An 18088-nucleotide genomic window follows, 5' to 3' on the forward strand; every position below is an offset into this window, starting at 1 on the left:
TACCGTGAACCGCCGCAACCGGCACCTGCCGGCCGCCCTGGCCCTGGCCACCGCCACCGCCCTGCTGCTCACCTCCTGCAGCAGCTCCGGTTCGGAGGACGACGACGACTCGGCCGACGGCTCCCCGGGCGCGCCGCCCGCGGCCACCGCCCCGGGCACGCCGGGCACCACCGCCCCGGGCACCCCCGAGGGCACGCCCACCCCCGGCACGCCCAGCGACCCCGGCACGAGCACGGCCCCGGGCACCACCCCGCCCGGCACCACTCCCCCGGGCACTACCCCGCCCGGCAGCACCGCCCCGCCCCCGGCCGGCGCCCGCTGGCAGCCCGCCCCGGGCCTGGCCTGGCAGTGGCAGCTCGGCGGCGGCACCGTGGACCAGTCGGTGGACGTCCCGGTCTACGACATCGACGGCTTCGAGAACGACGCCTCGGTGGTGGCCGCGCTGCACGCCAAGGGCCGCAAGGTGATCTGCTACATCAACGCCGGCTCCTGGGAGAACTTCCGCCCCGACTCCGCCGCCTTCACCAAGGCGCTGCAGGGCTCGGACACCGGCTGGAAGGGCGAGAAGTGGTTCGACATCCGCAAGCTCGACCAGCTGAAGCCGCTGATGGCCGCCCGCTTCGACATGTGCAAGAGCAAGGGCTTCGACGCCATCGAGCCGGACACCATCGAGGCCTACAACCAGAACAGCGGCTTCCCGCTGACCCCGGACGACCAGATCAAGTACAACCGGATGCTGGCCCAGCTCGCGCACGAGCGCGGCCTGGCCATCGGCCTGAAGAACGATCTGGACCAGATCCCCGCGCTGCTGCCGGACTTCGACTTCGCGGTCAACGAGGAGTGCTCGCAGTTCAACGAGTGCGACCGGGTCGCACCCTTCGTCAAGGCGGGCAAGGCGGTCTTCCATGTCGAGTACAAGCTCGACACGGACCAGTTCTGCGCCAAGGCCAAGTCGCTGGGCTTCAGTTCGATGCAGAAGAAGCTCGAACTGAACGCCTGGCGCAAGCCCTGCTGAGAGGCGCACGCCTGCCGACAGGCGTGCTCCTGCCGGGACGCGCCGCTCCCGTCGCGCGGGTGACCCGGACGAGGGCCACCCGCGCGAGGGTCACTTGACCGCCAGCCAGATGACGGCACCCAGCACGACCAGCGTGACGACCGCGACCAGCGCGATCACGCCGGTACGGCTGCTGCCGCCACCGCTGCTGCGGCCGTAGGTGGAAACGTTGCCCGGCTCCTGGCGAGCCGGGGTCTCGTCGACGAACGCCCGGAACATCTGGGTGCTGCCGGCGGGGTCGTAGTCGTTGTCAGCCATGGCACGGACTCTAACGAATCGGCCCACCTCAGGCACAGCCCGGACCCCTCCTCCCGGCCGTCGCACCACCCCGGCGTGCGACGGTGGTGCGACGGACTCGTGAACACCGCGCCGAACGCGGAATGCCCCACCACGGGATCGGGTTGGCTTCGATCATGACCGGAACCCACAGCCGGGTGAGCCTCGGCACCTCCGACCTGTCCGTCTTCCCGCTCTCCCTCGGCGGCAACGTCTTCGGCTGGACGGCCGACGAGCAGCAGTCCTTCACCGTCCTGGACGCCTACGCGGCCGCCGGCGGCAACTTCGTCGACACCGCCGACGTCTACTCGGCCTGGGCCCCGGGCAACACCGGCGGCGAGTCCGAGACCGTGCTCGGCAACTGGCTGCGCAGCCGCGGCAACCGCGACGACGTGGTGATCGCCACCAAGGTCGGCATGCACCCCGAGGCCGGCGGCCTGGGCGCCGCCAACATCAAGGCCGCGGCCGAGGCCTCGCTGCGCCGCCTGGGCATCGAGCGGATCGACCTGTACTACACCCACCGGGACGACGACACCCCGGTCGAGGAGTTCGTCACCGCGCTGGACGAGCTGGTCCGCGAGGGCAAGGTCCGCGCGGTCGCCGCCTCCAACATCGGCGCCGAGCGGCTGTCCGAGGCGCTGGCCTTCGCCGAACGCGAGGGCCTGGCGAAGTACGTCGCCGTCCAGCCGCACTACAACCTGGTCTCGCGCGACACCTTCGAGGGCCCGCTGGCCGAGGTCGTGGCCGAGCACGGCCTGGCCACCGTCCCGTACTACGCGCTCGCCTCCGGCTTCCTGACCGGCAAGTACCGCCCGGGCGGCGCGGGCGTGGACAGCGCCCGGGCCGAGGGCGCCGCCCGCTACCTGGCCGAGCCGCGCGGCCCCAAGGTGCTGGAGGCACTGGACACCGTCGCCGCCGAGCACGGGGTCGAGCTCGCCTCCGTCGCCCTGGCCTGGCTCGCCGCCCGTCCGACGGTCGCCGCCCCGATCGCCAGCGCCCGTACCGTCGAGCAGCTCCCGCCGCTGCTGGCCGGCGCCGCCCTGAAGCTCACCCCGGAGCAGACCGCCCTGCTGGACGCCGCCTCCGAGGCCTGAGCACGACACCGGGCCCCGACAGCGCGCGGCTGTCGGGGCCCGGTGCGTTCCCAGCGCCGTTCCCGGTACTACGGCCGACCGAAGTGGGTCGGGTAGTAGCCCTGGTTGAGGGTCGAGACCCGGATGGTCCGGCCCGGCCGGGGCGCCTCCACGAACTTGCCGCCGCCCAGGTATATCCCCACGTGGTGGATCCCCGAGGCCCGGCCGCTGTCCGACCAGAACACCAGGTCACCGCGGCGCAGCTGCCCCGCGCTGATCGGCGTGGTCGCCGCGTACTGGTCGTCCGCCACCCGCGGCAGGCTTATCCCGGCGCGCCGGTAGGCCTGCTGCACCAGCCCCGAGCAGTCGTAGCCGGTCGGACCGTCGCCGCCCCAGACGTACGGCTTGCCCAGCTGGGCGAGCGCGTAGTCGAGGGCCGCCTCCTTGCTCCCGGAGGCCGGCGCGGCGTCCGAGGACGGACGGCTCACGGGCTGGGCGGGGGCCGAACCGCCGCCGGACTGCCCGGTGCGGTTCAGGTAGACGTCGCGGTGGCTGGTCCAGCGCCACTCGCCGCTGCCGTTCTTGAACCAGTACCTCGACCCGTCCCAGCCCTGGCGCGGCCCGGAGGAGGAGGCCGGACCGTTCGAGACGGCCTGGGCGCCCGAAGCGCCGGAGCCGCTGGAGCCGCCCGAGCCGGAGGAGCCGGAGGCGGGCCGCCCGGTGCGGCTCGCGTAGACCTCGTAGTGGCCGGTCCAGCGCCACTCGCCGACGGCGTTCTTGAACCAGTACCTCGACCCGTCCCAGCCCTGCTTCCCGGCCGCGGCGTGCGCGGACCCGGCACCGGCCGTCAGGCCGACCGCCCCGGCACCCGCCAGTACGGTGGTGGCCAGGCAGGTGCCCCGCACGGCCCGGTGTATTCGGCTGCCGCCGGCCGCCGCGGCGGAACGGGCGGTGCGCGGCCGGGGCGCGCAGTTCGGGCAGCCGCAGCCGGCGATCGCGGGGATGCTGCCGAGGCGCTCCTCGAAGCCGATCAGACCGGGGTCCTCGTCGAAGCCGATCGGTCCGGGACCAGGTTCGGCGTACGCGCCGGTGGCTATCCTCATGCGGGTCGTCCTTCCTTCCGCCCGGCACGGGCGGCCGGGGACGGTACCGAGGCGGCCACTCCGGCCGGGGCGACGAAGGCGACCAGCAGCTGCTCCATCAGCGCGCTGCGGGCGGCCTCGTCCAGTTCGTGCGCGGTCGCGCGCTCCAGGCGCCGGACGGCGAGCGCCGCCGCCTCCACCGCGTCGTCCACCAGCACCGTCCGCAGGCCCGCGTCGAGGTCGGCCAGCCGGCGGCGGCGCATCGACTCGGCGACCTCCGGCGCGTAGTCCAGCCCCAGCGGCTGCGCCGAGTAGACCTCCAGGCCCGCCGGGGCGACCTCGGCGGCCAGCGCCCTGGTCAGCTCGTCGGCGAACCACTGCCCGTCGCGCAGCGCCGGGCCGGGCGCCGCGTTGCTGTCGCAGGGCAGGATGGACGCGGTCCGGGTGAGCACCGCCTGGACCTGCTCGCGCAGGTAGCCCTCGTGGTCCGCGATGGCCAGCAGCGCCCGCGCGGTGTCCTTGACCCGCCAGACGATCAGCAGCCGGACCACGATCGGCGTGCCGGTCCGGTCGACCACCTTCACCGCCTCGCTGCGCCAGTGCCGCAGCCGCACGTCCACCCGGCGGCGGCGCAGCAGCGGGTTGACCCAGACCAGGCCGGTCCGGCGGACGGTGCCCCGGTAGCGGCCCCAGCGGGTCAGCACCCGGGTCTCGCCGCCCGCGTTGGCCAGCAGCCCGGCGAGCGCGAACACCACCAGCAGGCCGATCGCGCTGACCCCGGCGATCCACGCGGCGCCCGCCTCCGCCCGTCCGCTCGCCCGCGCGGCGGCACCGCGCAGATCGGGCAGGACGTCCCAGTGCGGGATGACGCCGGTGCGCAGCAGGATGAACAGCACCCCGGCCAGCCCGAGCAGCACGACCAGGAGGGCGGTCCAGCCGGGCAGCGCGGTGGCGGCGTGCTCGCGCAGCGCCTGGTCGGCGCGCGGCGGCCGCCGTGAGGTGGTGGCGGCGGGGGAGCCGACCGCGGTGGCCTCCAGGAGTTCGACGGTGTCCGGTCCGGCCGTCTCCAGCGGGTCGCGCAGGTCCGCGGGCCCGGCGGGCGACGGCGCGGGGACGACCGCCAACGGAGTGGTGGCCGGCCCGCTGTCGCCCGGGCCGCCCACCGGCTTGGCCACCTTGGCCGCGGTGACGGCCGTGGCTCTGGTCAGCGGGCTGGCGCCGGAGGCGGAACGTTCCGGCAGTGCCGGAGGGAGCGCCCTGGGCGGGTTGTCGGGTCGCTGCGAAGAGTCGCGGGTGACGTCCATGCACGGATCCTCTGGGTCGGTGTGTCGCGCAACGGGCGGCCCGGATCTGACGGGCAGTGCCAGGGTCAGGCTAAGTTCATACGTCATCAAATGCGACATTTGAGTCGAGGTGTGTCGACATTTACTGACGTATCGTCCAAAGCCGACCTGACGCGCAGGCACATGAACTGATGGTCGGGACGGTTAGACGCCGATCAGCGGCGTCGAGCACCGGGCCCACGGGCGAACACCCGACGGGTGATCAGCCCGATCCCGGTGAGCACCAGCAGGATTCCGGCGAGCCCACCACGCCACCCGGCCTCCTCCGACCGCGCCGCCGCGCCCTGCGAACCCTCCGCCGGAGGCGCGGGCAGCGGCCGGGCAGCCGCCCGGGCGGACTCGGCGGGCTCGGCAGGTACGGCCGGCTCGGCCGACTCGGTCGGTGACGGCCGGCCGGTCACGGCGTCGACGGGAGCCCGGGACGGGCTGACGGCGGAGGTCGGAGACGGGCTGGGGGTCGAGACCGGGCTCGGAGCAGCGGTCGGGGAGGACGGGACGGACGTGACAGGGGCAGACGGGACAGGGGCGGACGGAACGACGGACACCGCCGAAACCGACGCGCTCGCACTCGGGCTCGGGCTCGCGCTCGCGCTCGGCGTCACCGTCGGAGCGACCACCGGCGGGACGACCACCGGCGGCACGGAGATCGGCAGCACTCCCGGCGGAACCGGCACCGGCACCTCGGGCACCACTGCCACAACCGACGGACTCGGCACCGGGCCCGGGGAGGACACCGCCGAAACCGACGCGCTCGGGCTCGGGCTAGGCGTAGCAAAGCCCGACGAAGCCACCGACGGACTGGCGGCCGACGGACTCGGCGACACCGGCGGGGCGACCACCGGCGGCACCGGGATCGGCAACACCCCCGGCGGAACCGGCGCCGGCACCTCGGGCACCACCACCGCGGCCGACGGGCTGGGACTCAGGCTCGGCGTTGCCGAAACCGAAGCCGATGGCGTGACCGACCCGACCGGCACCGACGCCACCGGACTCGGCACCGCAGGGCTCGCCGTCACCGTGCTCGACGCCGAGGGACTCGGCACCGCCGGGCTCGACACCACAGGACTCGGAGCGGCCGAAGCCGACACCGCCGGGCTCGGCACCGCCGGACTCGGCACCGTCGGACTCGGCACCGGCGCCGCGACCCTCACCCGGACCGGCTCGGCCGAGGCCCCGTTCCCCGCCGGGTCGGTGGCCGTGACGGTGAGCCACTGCTCCCCGTCCGTCAGGTCCCGGTTGGCGGTGCAGGTCCAGCTCCCGTCGAGGGCGGCCGTCGTCCCGCAGAGCACCGTCCGCCGGTCGGAGGCGGCGCTCGGCCCTGCCGTGACCAGCACGTTCGTGCCCGGTTCGGCCCGCCCGGCGAGTTTCGGGCGGGTGGTGAGCAGGGTCTCCCCGGGGGCGGGTGAGGTGAGGGCCGGCCGGTCCGGCGGGACGGTGTCGACGGTCAGGGTGACGGGCTGCCCGGCGGTCCGGTTGCCGGCCGCGTCGACCGCGGCCGGGGCGAGCTGGTGCCGGCCCTCCGTCAGGTTCTCGACGGGCAGGCAGGACCACCGGCCGTCCGGCCGTACGGCGGTGCTGCACAGCTCGTTGCCGCCGGGGCGCTCGGTGACCGAGACGGTGCTGCCGGCGTCGCCGGTGCCCGCGAGCTGCAGCCCGGGGTCGTTGGTGTAGGCGGGGAGGGTGAGTACGGGGGCGGTGGGCGGCGCGGTCTTCACGGTGACCTTGACCGCCTCGCCGCGCAGCACCACGCCGCCGCTGGTGGTCTCCACCGGGGTGAGGCTGTGCGGACCGGCGGCGAGTGCTCCGGCGGGGCGGCAGGACCAGTCGCCGCCGCGCCCGACCTTGGCCCGGCACAGCGCGGTGTCGCCCTCCCGGACCTCGACGGTGGCGCCGGCCACCGCGCCTTCGCCGCTGATCTCCGGGCGGGCGTCGGCGAGGACGGCTCCGTCGGCGGGTTCGGCGATCTCCGGCCGGGCGGCCCCGACGGTGAGCTTGATCCGCTGGTCGGTGACCTGTCCGGAGTCGGCGAAGCCGCCGGAGGGGACCAGCTGGCTGGTGTCGCGGCCGATCCGCAGCCGGGCCCAGGTCTCGCCCGAGGCGGCCCCGGCCGGGACGGTCCATTCCAGGGTCGCGGTGTCGGCGCCGGGCGGGACCTCGGTCTGCACCCGGCCCGCGGGTTCGAAGCGGCCGGTGTGCCCGAAGTCGATCCAGCCGGCCAGGGTGGCGGGCTGGTCGCCCACCTCGACCGGGACGGTCAGCCGGTAGTAGCGGCCGATGGCGGCCTCGGTGGGGAAGCTGATCGACGGGTCGGCGCCCTGGTACTCGCCGCGGCCGGGCTGGAGCTTGGGCGGCGGGCCGGCGAAGGGGCTGCGCAGGGAGGCGCCGTGGTCGAGCCGGACCAGCGGCTCGTCGCCGACGGCCCCGGCTGACCAGGTGGGGGCGCGGCGCGACGGGGTGGTGGCGTCGGCGCCGAGGAAGAGGTCGGAGACCACGTGCGAGGCGTTGCCGTAGGCCTGCGGCGCGCTGCCGAGGTCCTCGTCGACGGTGACGGTGTACGCCTGGCGCAGGACGGGCGGGGCGGTGGTGCTGCCGGCCCTGGCGGTGGAGCGCTGTTCGACCCGGAACACCGCGGTGCGGAAGGTCCCGGCGAGTTCCAGGGTGCCTTCGGCGGCGGAGCCGGGCGCGCCGTCGGAGGTGCCGTCCCGGCCGGCGGGGGCGAGGGTGTTGCCGTCGACCGTCCAGCCGGTCCAGTCGGTGCGGCCGACCAGGGTGGGAGTGGTGGGTGAGCCGCCGGTGAGGGTCAGCCGGGCCGCGGTGCCGGTGGTACCGGACTTCCCGGTGGCGAGCGCGGCGAGTCCGCTGAGGTGCAGCCGGGGATTGCGGACGGGCCGGGAGAACGTCAGTCCGAGCGTCCCGGTGGTGCGCCAGGAACCGTCCGTCTGCGGACGGTCCTGGGCGAGCTGGAAGGTCTGCGCGGGGTCTCCGGGGCGAATTCCGTCCGCATAGGAGACGGTGGTGCGCCCCCCTCCGGGCCGTGCCGCCAATTCGCCGGTTCCGGCGGCGACCCGCACCCCGGGAGAGGCGTCGAAATCGACCTGCACGGAAAGTCCCGAGGGCAGGACCGCCCGGTGTTCCGCCGACCAGGCGTCAGGGGACTGCTGGGCCACCGAGAGCGGGACGTTCCAGCCGGTCAGCAGGGCTGCTGTGAGGACGGCCAGGGCGGCCGCGGTACGGGGGAACTGTCGGCTCATCCGGCTCTCCTTCGCGATCGGGCTGCCGGGGCGACGGGCAGTCCGGGCACAAGATCCGACAAAAAGGAATCACGATCCTGGACCGTTCATACCGCGACACCTGCGCTTTTGGCCGTGTCCCACCCGTTCGGCGGTAATCCGGGCGGCAGGAAGGGATGTACCCGAAACAGCTGCATTTCATCCATTAGGCGGCAATCGATACCACCCGGACGGACGCGGGAATGGGAAATCCCGGCTAATCCTGCGGACCCCAGCGTCCGGTACCTGACCATTCATCGAGGAGGTCTGTTCGAATTACCCGCCCGCTCGGCGGGCCCGGGCCGTCGCCCGGCGACGCGGTGCCCGGCACCCGCCCGCCACCGAGCAGCCGGGAAAACGGAGAAGCCCCCGGCCGGTGGCCGGGGGCTTCTCGCTGGTGCGCTCAGCAGGATTCGAACCTGCAACCTCTTGATCCGTAGTCAAGTGCTCTATCCGTTGAGCTATGAGCGCAAGGAACGGGCGAACCCGATCTTGCGGAGTTTGGTGCGCTCAGCAGGATTCGAACCTGCAACCTCTTGATCCGTAGTCAAGTGCTCTATCCGTTGAGCTATGAGCGCTCGCCCCGGTGAACGTTGCCGCCGGGGCGTTGCGTGGACAACATTACATGACCTGCGACGTGGGGCGAAATCGATTGCGCCGGGGCCCGCCCCCGGACCGCTCGGGGGCCAGGCCAGGGTCACGCCGGGACGGCCCGGACCTGCCCCGACCGGTTCCCACCCCGGCCCGACCCGACCCACCCCGGGAACGCGAAGAGCCCCCGTCGACGAGTGTGTCGACGGGGGCTCCCGACTGGCGGAGGCTGAGGGATTTGAACCCTCGATCAGGAATAACCCCGAAACCGCATTAGCAGTGCGGCGCCATAGACCGGACTAGGCGAAGCCTCCCCACATGGACCGCACCCGCGTGAAGCGGACCCGTTCCGTGTGTCAGTGATGATGCCACAACCCTGGGGTTCGGCACCAACCACCGCCAACGTTACTAGGCGGGTCGTCCCCGCCGCAAAGAAGAATGAGATACTGCCGTCTCCGGAGGAGCTGCCCCGAGCCGAGGAGACCTGTCGACGTGAGCAGCAGGCCGATCCGAGGCGCTGCTCGCCTCGCCGCCATACTCGACGCCCTGCCCGACGCGTTGTTGCTGGTGAACAGCAACGGCACCGTCGTGGACGCCAACAGCGCGGCGGTCCAGGCGCTGCAGGCGCCGGGCACCTCACTGGTCGGCATGGGCCTACTGGGCCTGCTCCCGGAGTTCGACCCCAGCCGGATCCCCGGCTCGATGCGCCCGGCCACCCGTGACGGCGACGACCTCGACCGCCCGGTCCGGATGACCGCCCACCGCACCGACGGCAGCACCTTCCCGGTCGAGGTCTCCGGCAACGACTTCGCCGACGACAACGACAACGGCCGCGGCTACGCGCTCTCCCCGCTCGTCCCGTACGACCCGTACCGCGAGGGCTCCCGCTCCCCCTCCTCCTCCGACCTGCTCCTGCTGCTGGTCCGCGACCTCTCCGGCCGGCTCGGCGTCGAGGCCGAGCTGCGCCGCCAGCACAAGCAGACCGAGATGATCCTGCGCGCCGCCGCCGAGGGCGTGTTGGGGGTGGACCTCGAAGGCCGCTGCGTGCTGGTCAACCCGGCCGCCGCGCACATCCTGGAGTACCGGGCGAGCGAGCTCGGCGGGCGCGAACTGCACCCGCTGATCCAGCACTCCCGGGCCGACGGCACCCCGCTGGCGCTGGAGGAGTCCGCGCTGCTGGACACCCTGACCTCCGGGCGCAAGCACCGGGTGCGCGGCACCGTGCTGTGGCGCAAGGACGGCCGGCCGGTCACCGTCGACCTCACCACCGCCCCGGTCAGGGACGGCGACCAGCTGGTCGGCGCGGTGATGACGTTCACCGACCGCAGCCGCGAACTCGCCCTGATCGCCCGCAACGAGCACCTCACCGCCGTCCTGGAGAGCGAGCTGGGCGGCGCGCTGAACGCGCTGAACCAGCGGCTGGACGCGCTCGCCGCCGACCCGGCCGGACAGCTCTGGCCCGAGGCCAACTGGACGCTGCGCCGGCTCGCCGAGGAGTGCCGCCGCTTCGGGAAGCTGATCGACGGCGTCCTCGACCACCAGCGCTGCGAGGCCGGCGAGAGCGGCGCGGCGGAGGCCAAGGACGGCAAGGAGACCAAGGAGGGCAAGGAGGGCAAGGGCCGGCGGACGGCCGCGGCCCAGGTCCCGGTCGCCCTCGACACGGTGGTCCGCCGGGCCGTCGAGGAGGCCGGCGAGCTGGTCGGCCCGGGCCGGGTGCGGTTCTCGGTGCACGCCGCCGCGGTCGAGGTGATCGCCGACGAGCGGCGGCTCGCCCAGGCGCTGGCCCACCTGGTCGCCGACGTCAGCGGCGTCCGCCTCGGGCTGGACGCCCCCACCACCCCCTCCCCCGGCCTGGGCGTGCCCGGTCTGGCCGGCGGCGGCAGCAGCGCGCCCGCGCAGCCGTCCACCCCCGAACCGCCGACCGTCGTCCTGGCCGCCGCCCAGCGCGGCGAGGTCGCCCGGGTCGAGATCCGCGGCCCCGGCGTCGGCGGCAGCCCCGTCCACCTGCCGATAGCCCGCGCGGTGGTCGAGCGCCACAGCGGCGTGCTCCAGCCGCACGAGCTGCCCGGCAAGGCCGGCACCACGTACGTCGTCGAGCTGCCGCTGGACCCGGTCGCCGCGAAGGCCGCCGCCGAGCGCGCCGCCGCCGAGGGCCGCTCCGACCGGCCCAAGGAGAGCGACAGCGCCGTCCTCCCCGAGCTGCCGGGCATCCCGCAGCTGCCCAGCAGTGGCGGGAGCGCCGAACCCGCCGCCGCGGCCGACGAGCAGCCCGCCCGCAAGGCCCCGGCGGCCGAGCCGGCACCCGCCGAGACGCCCCAGGCCACCGAGCGCCGCGGCCGGCGCGGCCGTCCGGCCGCCGAGACCCCTGCCGAGGCGGGTCCAGAGGCACCCCCGACTCCCCCGGCACCCGCCGCGCCCGAGGCACCCGCCGACCAGTGGCCGAACGCCCCCGCCCGGGTCGAGCGGGCCGTCCCCGAGCAGTGGAACGGCACCGGCCACGACCCCGCGTACGGCCGCCAGGGCCTGGCCGGCCCGGACGGCGCACACAGCGACCCGTGGGGCAATGACGACGGCCGCTCCGGCCCCGCCTACGCCGTGCCCGTCGACGGCGGGCGCGCCCCGCAGGACCGGCCCGGCGGACGCGAGCCGCTGGCGCTCGGCCCGGCCCCCGCCGCCCCGGCCGCCGACGGCACCCCGCCCGGTGGCACCCCGACCGACGGGACCGCCCCCGAGGAGACCGCGGGCGAGCCCAAGCCCCGCCGGCGCCGCGCCCTGCCCTCCGCCGAGGACTCCTCCGGCGGCTTCGCCCTGCCCGGTGCCGCCGACACCCCGGTGTACCCCGGCCTGGAGCACGCCCTGCCGGCCGGCCCCGCGCCCGTACTGCCCGAGCCGGCCGCCGCCGCCACCGCACCCACCGGACGCCGCCGCCGGCTGGCCGTCCCGCCCGGGCCCGGCTCGGAGGTGCAGGTGGGCGCCCCCGGTCCGGCCGCGCTCCCCGCTCCGGCCGCGCCCCCGGTGCCGGCCGGCCAGGACGCGGGTGCGCCCGGCACCGCGCTGGAGCCCGCCCGCCCCGCGCTGCCCGCCGCCGCCGAGGACCCGGGCCCGCGCCCGGTCGGCACCGGCCTGGGCGAACTCGCCCCGCCGCGTCCGCTCGGCGCCCCGCCGGTGCCCGCCCTCCCGCAGCAGTCGGCCGCCCCGGCCGAGGCCCGGAACGCCCCGCGCCCGATGGCCGAGCTCCCGCCCGCCGAGGAACGGCCCGCCGACGGGCAGCCGTCGTCCCCGGGCGGCGAGCTGGCCAACACCCGTCGGCTGCTGGTCTGGCCCGAGCCCGACCCGGCCACCAAGCAGGCGCTCCAGGCCCGCGGCTACCTGCCGGTGATCGTCAGCTCCCGTGAGGAGGTGGACGCCCAGGTCGCCGGTTTCCCCGCCGCCCTCTTCGTCGACCCGCTCACCGGGCCGATCACCCGCACCGCGCTCCAGTCGCTGCGCACCGCGGCACTCAACCGCCGCGTCCCCGTCCTGGTCACCGCCGGCCTCGGCCAGGCCACCCGGGACACCGCGTACGGCGCCGACCCGGCCGTGCTGCTGCGCGCCCTCGCCCCCCGCGACGGCGAGCACCACGCGCCGCGGGTCCTGCTGGTCGAGGGCGACCCGGACATCGCCGCCGCGATGATCAGCAGCCTGGAGCGGCGCGGCATGCACGTCGAGCACGCGGTGGACGAGAACGACGCGGTGGCCCGGGCCAGCAGCGTGCAGCCCAACCTCGTGGTCATGGACCTGCTGCAGATCCGCCGCCGCCGGGTCGGCCTGCTGGACTGGCTGCGCGCCAACGACCGGCTGCACCGCACCCCGCTGGTCGTCTACACCTCGGTGGACCTCGACCCGCGCGAACTGCCCCGGCTGCGCACCGGCGAGACGGTGCTGTTCCTCGCCGAGCGCTCCACCACCGAGGACGTCCAGGGCCGGATCGTCGACCTGCTCGGCCGGATCGGCACGATGGGCGAGGCGGGCGTCGCCCACGCGGGCTGAGCCGCCCCGCGCCACGTCGAAGGGCCGGCCGCCCCCCGTTCCGTACGGGGGCGGCCGGCCCTCTTCGCGCTCGCTCGGCTACTTCACGCTCGCGCGGCTCACTCCTTGCCGAGCACCGTGACGTCCAGCTCGTCCGCCGCGTAGCTCGCCCGGATCACCTTCTTGTCGAACTTGCCGACCGAGGTCTTCGGCACCGACTCCACGACCGACCAGCGCTCCGGCAGCTGCCAGGAGGCGACCCGCCCGGCCAGGAAGGCCCGCAGCTCCTTCAGCCCCACGGTCGCGCCCGGGCGCAGCACCACGGTGGCCAGCGGGCGCTCGCCCCACTTCTCGTCCGGGACGGCCACCACGGCGGCCTCGGCCACCTGCGGGTGCGCCATCAGCTGGTTCTCCAGCTCGACCGAGGAGATCCACTCGCCGCCGGACTTGATGACGTCCTTGGCCCGGTCGGTGAGGGTCAGGTAGCCGTCGGCGGTGATGGTGCCGACGTCACCGGTGCGCAGCCAGCCGTCCTCGGAGAACTTGTCGTCCGGGCGGACCGGGTCCTGGCCGGCGCCGCCGTAGTACGCCCCGGCGATCCACGGGCCGCGCACCTCCAACTCGCCCGCCGCGACGCCGTCGTGCGGCATCCGCTCGCCGCCCGGGCCGATCAGCCGGGCCTCGACGGAGGCCGGGAAGATGCCCTGGGTGACCCGGTAGGGCCACTCCTCCTCGGGGGTGAGGCCGCCCGGCGGCTGGGCGAAGCAGCCCAGCGGGGAGGTCTCGGTCATGCCCCAGGCGTGGATGACCCGGATGCCGTGGCGCTCCTCGAAGCCCTTCATCAGCGACGGCGGACAGGCGCTGCCGCCGATGACCACCATGCGCAGGCTGGAGGTGTCGTAGTCGCCCGCGTCGAGCTCGTCCAGCAGGCCGCTCCAGATGGTGGGGACGGCGGCGCTGACGGTGGGACGGACGGCGGCGATCATCTCGGCCATCGGCTTGGGCTGGAGGAAGCGGTCCGGCATCAGCAGGTTGGCGCCGGACATGAAGGCGGCGTGCGGGATGCCCCAGGCGTTCACGTGGAACATCGGGACCACCGGCAGCGCGGTGTCGCGCGGGGTGAACGCGAAGTTGTCGCCGGTGTTGACCTGCAGGCAGTGCAGGTAGACCGAGCGGTGGCTGTAGAGCACGCCCTTCGGGTCCCCGGTGGTGCCGGAGGTGTAGCAGAGCACGGCGGCCTGCCGCTCGTCGATGTCGCCCTGCCACGGGTACGTGGTGGGCCGCCCGGCGATCAGCTCCTCGTAGTCGTGCACGCCGCCCGCGAAGCCCGCCAGCAGCGAACGGTCGCCGGGGCCGCTCACCACGATGTGCTTGAGCGTGGGCGCGAGGTCCGGGAGGACGGCGGCGAGCAGCGGCAGGACGGTGCCGTTGACGATGACCACGCGGTCGGCGGCGTGGTTGACGATGAACGACAGCTGCTGCGCGGGCAGCCGCAGGTTGAGCGTGTGCAGCACGGACCCCATCGCGGGGACGGCCAGGTACGCCTCCAGGTGCTCGGCGTTGTTCCACATCAGGGTCGCGACCCGGTCGTCCCCGGTCACCCCGAGCTCGTCGCGCAGGGCACACGCCAGCTGCGCGGCCCGGGCCCCCACCTCGGCGTAGCTGCGGACGACCGGGCCGGTGCCGTCCCAGGTGGTGACGGTCGAGCGGGCGTGGATCGTGGACCCGTGCTCCAGGATCCGGGCGACGGTGAGCGGGACGTCCTGCATCGTGCTGAACACGGGGTCCTCCTTGACCTGGCGGCACTTGCTGCTGCGCCTGCGGCACCTACCCGACGGTAATGTGCGTCGACCTGGCCGATTTTGCCGCCCCGCGCCGCCCCCTGTCAGCATCCCGGCGCCGTTGCACGGATCACGGCGCCACCGGGCACCCCGGCCGGACCGGCGGTTCAGCGGTTCAGCGGTGCTCGGGGCGGCAGAGCCGGAGGGTGTTGGCCGGGTCGGGGGTGTAGGCGGGGTCGACGGTCCAGCCGTCCTGGGCGGCGATCCGGAGGGCCTGGTGGGCGCCGGCGCCGCGGTAGGTGGCGCGGTTGATCGTGATGCGGCGCACGGGGGTGGTGCCGTCCGGGGTCTGTCCCTTGGCGGCGGCGGTCGCGGCCTTGGCGGCGGCCTCCTTGGGGCCGACGCGGGACTCGCGCGCGAGGATGCGGCGGATGTGGCGGTCCCAGGCGGCGGGGCTGTCGGTGAATTCGGCCCGGAAGGCGCGCGGGCCGACCGTCCAGCGGGCGCCCCAGCGGTTCCAGTCGACGTCCCGCCCACAGACGACCAGGACGAGGCCGACCACGGGGACGTAGAGGAACTGCAGCAGGAAGACGAAGGGCAGCAGCGGCGCGAAGCGGGTCGGCTGCGGGCCCCACGGGGTGCCGGGGGCGGCGGGCGGGTCCTGGGGTGAGGGTGCGTTCAGGACGGCCGGGGCGGGGATGCGGCGGGAGAGCCGGACGTGCGTGAGGTCCGGGCCGGACGGGACGCCGTGCCAACCGTGCCGCGCGGCGAGCCGGACCACCCCTTCGGCGCCGAGGCCCCGGTAGAGGCGCGCGGCGAGCCTGATGCCGATGACCCGGCTGAGGTCGGGCTGCACGTCGCCGCCGCCCGCCGCGTGCTCGGCCTCGGCGGCGGCGATCCGGCGCTCGAGGATCGGGGTGACGTAGCGCTCCCAGTCCTCCGGGCGGCCGGTGAGCTCGGCACGGAGCCGACGCGGCGGGATGAAGGCGCGGTTGACCTTCAGCCAGCCGTCGGAACTGGGGCCGCTCCCGGTGTAGTCCGCGAAGATCAGGACGACGAAGAGGGCCACCAGGCCGGCGATCCAGAGCGGGGCGTAGATCCACTGCAGCAGGAACTGGAGCAGCACGGCGAGGCGGCTGCGGCGCGGCAGCGGGCCGGGGAAGGCCCCGGGCTGCGGTTGTGACTGCGGCTGCGGCTGTGGCTGTGGCTGTGGCTGCTGTTGCGGCTGCGGCTGCGGCTGTGGCGGGGCGCCGAACTGCGCTGCGGGGTACGCCTGTTGGGCGGCCGCGTACGGCTGCGGAGGATACGGATGCGGCGGGTACGACTGCTGCGGCGGTGGGACGGGCTGGGCGTACGGGTTCTGCCCGTACGGTGCCGCCTGCCCGTACGGGTTCTGCGGCGGCACCGCGCCGTACCCGTTCGTGCCGCCGTGTTCCTGGCCGTTCCCCATGCCGCCCCCTCCGCTGGACCGGGGGCCACCCTACCGGCGGGCTCAGCCCGCGGTGGGGCCGTCCACCTGGTCGCGGTCGATGGTGAGGGTGACGCCGCCGTAGGTCTCCGGGACGTTGCCGCGGTACTGGTGGACGCGCTGGTGGAGGCTCCAGAGGTCGGGGTCGAGGGATCCGGAGCCGGCCGTGTCGGCGTGGTCGTCCCAGCGGGCGTACCAGAGCGAGTCGGGCATCGGGGAGCTGCCGGCCCGGGCGGCGGCGGCCAGGTCGGCGATGCCTGAGTCGAGGCTGGAGTAGAAGCCGGAGCGGTAGCCGGCGGCGTGCAGGGCCTGGGTCCAGGCGAGGGTGAAGTCGACCACGGCCTGGCCGCAGGCCGGGTCCCGCATCGGGTAGGCCTCGATGTCGAGGTAGACCGGGCTGCCCGCGCCGAAGCCGAGCGAGCGCAGCGCGCGGGCGGCCTCGTCGGCCTCGTCCCGGCCCTGCTGCACGGCCTTCGCCGGGTCGATCCGCTTGGGCTTGCGGCTCGGGTCGGCGCACGGGGCCTGCAGTCCGACGTGCACCGGCAGGAAGCGCCAGCCCATCGCGCGCGCCTGGTGCACCCAGTCGGGGGTGAGCCGGGGCTGGGCGCAGCCGCGCTGGGAGCCGCTGGTGTAGATGCCGACCGCCCCGTACGGGGAGGCGGTGCGCCAGGTCCGCAGGGTGTCGAGCGGGGGCGCGGTGCAGACGTCGAAGGCGGGGCCGGTCCAGTTCTCGCGGAAGCGGGGCGGGACGGGGCGGTCGGGGAGGGTGACGGCCCGGATGCGGGGGACGGCGACGGCGGCCGGGGCGGCGGCTCCGGCGCTCACGCCCGTCCCGTCGGTGGCCAGCAGGAGCACGAGGGAGGCGGCGAGGAGGGCCGCGGGGCGGAGATAGCGCACCCGGCCTTGATACTGACGGACCATCGGACGAATGCGGCTGCCACGCCGCAGCCCCTTCGGGAGTCCACCCTTTCGGACGCACCCGTCCGTATCCGTCCCGATATTTGTAACGAGCTTGCCCGTTCATCACTCCTTACGGCAAACTCGCCGACATGCCCACCTCCCATACCAGCGCACCTCCCACCGCCTCGCCGTCGGCCGCCGCCGTCGCCGAGGCCCTCGCCATGCCGCCCGCCCCCAAGGGCGAGCCGGCCGGTGAGCGGGGCGGCTGGCGACGAGGTGGCGCATCCGGCCCCGCGGCGCCACCCGGAGTACGGCCCGGCCGGTCCACCGGCCGGCTCGGCAAGGCCTTGCGGCGCCCGGGAAGGATCCCGGCGCCGCTTTTCTGTGTGACCGCGATGTTCCTGGTGCAGACCGGCATCGCGCTGTCCAAGCCGCTCTTCGGCCCGCTCGGGGTCGGCGGCACGACCTTCCTGCGGCTCGGCTTCGCCGCCGCCATCCTGCTCGCCGTCACCCGCCCCGAGCTGCGCGACAAGCGTCCGCGCGACCTGGGCGCGGCCGCGCTGCTCGGCGTCGCCTCCGCCGGGATGACCTGCCTGTTCGCCGGGGCGATCGACCGGCTGCCGATGGGCACCGCCGCGACCATCGAGTTCCTCGGCCCGCTCGCGGTCGCCCTGGTCTTCGCCCGGCGCGCCAGCCACCTGCTCTGGGCGCTGCTCGCGGCCGCCGGCGTGGTGCTGCTGACCCTGCTCGGCGAGGGCGAGGGCGGCGGCTCGCTCGACCCGGTCGGCCTGCTCTACGCCTTCGGGGCGGCCGCCTGCTACGCGCTGTACATCCTGTTCACCGACAAGGTCGGCGCGACCTTCCAGGGGTTCCAGGGGCTGGCGGTGTCGATGACGGTCGGCGCGCTCGCGCTGGCACCGTTCGGGTTCGGCGAGGCCTGGCACGGGCTGACCGCGCCCGGCGCCTCCCCGCTGCTGCTGCTCGCCTCGGTGGCCGGGGTGTCGCTGCTGCTGCCGGTGATCCCGTACGCGCTGGAGATGACCGCGCTGCGCCGGATGCCGCAGCGGGTGTTCAGCGTGCTGGTCAGCCTGGAGCCGGCGGTCAGCGCGCTGGTCGGCCTGGTGGTGCTGGGCCAGCTGCTGGGCGTGCCGCAGCTGGCCGGGATCGGCTGCGTGGTGGCGGCCAGTGTCGGCGCCACGCTGACCGGGCGGCGGTAGGCCCGCGGCCGCCCCGTGGGCCCACG

At 75.0% G+C, this 18088-nt stretch carries 11 protein-coding genes and 3 tRNA genes; 4 read left to right on the top strand and 10 right to left on the bottom strand.

The features are described 5' to 3' along the window. Positions 1-4 precede the first annotated feature (4 nt). Positions 5-1015: an endo alpha-1,4 polygalactosaminidase gene (locus IE332_RS01225; protein ID WP_308437508.1), complete on the top strand. Its 1011-nt coding sequence runs from the start codon at positions 5-7 to the stop codon at positions 1013-1015. Positions 1016-1105: 90 nt separating this feature from the next. Here the strand turns inward: IE332_RS01225 and IE332_RS01230 are convergent, their stop codons facing one another. Beyond that, positions 1106-1312 (bottom strand): hypothetical protein, encoded by a 207-nt coding sequence (locus IE332_RS01230; RefSeq protein ID WP_189913153.1) that lies wholly within the window; start codon positions 1310-1312, stop codon positions 1106-1108. 155 nt (positions 1313-1467) lie between these two features. Between IE332_RS01230 and IE332_RS01235 the strand changes: the two genes are divergently transcribed. Further along, a complete protein-coding gene (locus IE332_RS01235; protein ID WP_189913154.1) occupies positions 1468-2424 on the top strand; it encodes an aldo/keto reductase in 957 nt (318 codons plus the stop codon). Between the two features lie 68 nt (positions 2425-2492). Here the strand turns inward: IE332_RS01235 and IE332_RS01240 are convergent, their stop codons facing one another. The 6 genes from IE332_RS01240 to IE332_RS01265 all read right to left on the bottom strand — a co-directional run bounded on the left by IE332_RS01240 (position 2493) and on the right by IE332_RS01265 (position 9002). Then, on the bottom strand, positions 2493-3506 hold the full coding sequence (locus IE332_RS01240) for a C40 family peptidase (RefSeq protein ID WP_189913155.1): 1014 nt from the start codon (positions 3504-3506) through the stop codon (positions 2493-2495). Continuing rightward, complete coding sequence (locus IE332_RS01245) at positions 3503-4789, bottom strand: SPFH domain-containing protein (RefSeq protein WP_189913156.1); 1287 nt, start codon at positions 4787-4789, stop codon at positions 3503-3505. Before IE332_RS01245 ends, IE332_RS01240 begins: the two co-directional genes overlap by 4 nt. Positions 4790-4983: 194 nt before the next feature. Then, positions 4984-8079: an Ig-like domain-containing protein gene (locus tag IE332_RS01250; RefSeq protein WP_189913157.1), complete on the bottom strand. Its 3096-nt coding sequence runs from the start codon at positions 8077-8079 to the stop codon at positions 4984-4986. Positions 8080-8492: 413 nt separating this feature from the next. Further along, positions 8493-8568 (bottom strand) — tRNA-Arg (locus tag IE332_RS01255). A gap of 31 nt (positions 8569-8599) precedes the next feature. Continuing rightward, a tRNA-Arg gene (locus tag IE332_RS01260) sits at positions 8600-8675 on the bottom strand. A gap of 233 nt (positions 8676-8908) precedes the next feature. Next, positions 8909-9002: transfer RNA gene (locus IE332_RS01265), tRNA-Ser, on the bottom strand. Between the two features lie 178 nt (positions 9003-9180). Here IE332_RS01265 and IE332_RS01270 point away from each other — a divergent pair. Beyond that, the gene (locus IE332_RS01270; protein WP_189913158.1) at positions 9181-12717 is read left to right on the top strand and encodes a PAS domain-containing protein; all 3537 of its coding nucleotides are present in this window, start codon (positions 9181-9183) and stop codon (positions 12715-12717) included. Positions 12718-12815: 98 nt separating this feature from the next. Here the strand turns inward: IE332_RS01270 and IE332_RS01275 are convergent, their stop codons facing one another. The 3 genes from IE332_RS01275 to IE332_RS01285 all read right to left on the bottom strand — a co-directional run bounded on the left by IE332_RS01275 (position 12816) and on the right by IE332_RS01285 (position 16842). Then, a complete protein-coding gene (locus tag IE332_RS01275; RefSeq protein WP_189913159.1) occupies positions 12816-14477 on the bottom strand; it encodes a long-chain fatty acid--CoA ligase in 1662 nt (553 codons plus the stop codon). 175 nt (positions 14478-14652) lie between these two features. Then, complete coding sequence (locus tag IE332_RS01280; RefSeq protein ID WP_189913160.1) at positions 14653-15927, bottom strand: hypothetical protein; 1275 nt, start codon at positions 15925-15927, stop codon at positions 14653-14655. A gap of 42 nt (positions 15928-15969) precedes the next feature. Further along, positions 15970-16842 (bottom strand): DUF1906 domain-containing protein, encoded by an 873-nt coding sequence (locus IE332_RS01285; RefSeq protein WP_189913161.1) that lies wholly within the window; start codon positions 16840-16842, stop codon positions 15970-15972. A gap of 152 nt (positions 16843-16994) precedes the next feature. Between IE332_RS01285 and IE332_RS01290 the strand changes: the two genes are divergently transcribed. Beyond that, the gene (locus IE332_RS01290; protein WP_229928203.1) at positions 16995-18062 is read left to right on the top strand and encodes an EamA family transporter; all 1068 of its coding nucleotides are present in this window, start codon (positions 16995-16997) and stop codon (positions 18060-18062) included. The last annotated feature ends 26 nt before the right edge of the window (positions 18063-18088 follow it).

It is taken from the genome of Kitasatospora xanthocidica, from assembly GCF_014656195.1.
GTDB classification, from domain to species: domain Bacteria; phylum Actinomycetota; class Actinomycetes; order Streptomycetales; family Streptomycetaceae; genus Kitasatospora; species Kitasatospora xanthocidica.

Excerpts from the sequence above, each read along its gene's own strand:
- IE332_RS01230 (WP_189913153.1), bottom strand. The coding sequence starts at position 1,312 with ATGGCTGACAACGACTACGACCCCGCCGGCAGCACCCAGATGTTCCGG.
- IE332_RS01235 (WP_189913154.1), top strand. The coding sequence starts at position 1,468 with ATGACCGGAACCCACAGCCGGGTGAGCCTCGGCACCTCCGACCTGTCC.
- IE332_RS01240 (WP_189913155.1), bottom strand. The coding sequence starts at position 3,506 with ATGAGGATAGCCACCGGCGCGTACGCCGAACCTGGTCCCGGACCGATC.
- IE332_RS01245 (WP_189913156.1), bottom strand. The coding sequence starts at position 4,789 with ATGGACGTCACCCGCGACTCTTCGCAGCGACCCGACAACCCGCCCAGG.
- IE332_RS01250 (WP_189913157.1), bottom strand. The coding sequence starts at position 8,079 with ATGAGCCGACAGTTCCCCCGTACCGCGGCCGCCCTGGCCGTCCTCACA.
- IE332_RS01280 (WP_189913160.1), bottom strand. The coding sequence starts at position 15,927 with ATGGGGAACGGCCAGGAACACGGCGGCACGAACGGGTACGGCGCGGTG.
- IE332_RS01290 (WP_229928203.1), top strand. The coding sequence starts at position 16,995 with ATGCCCACCTCCCATACCAGCGCACCTCCCACCGCCTCGCCGTCGGCC.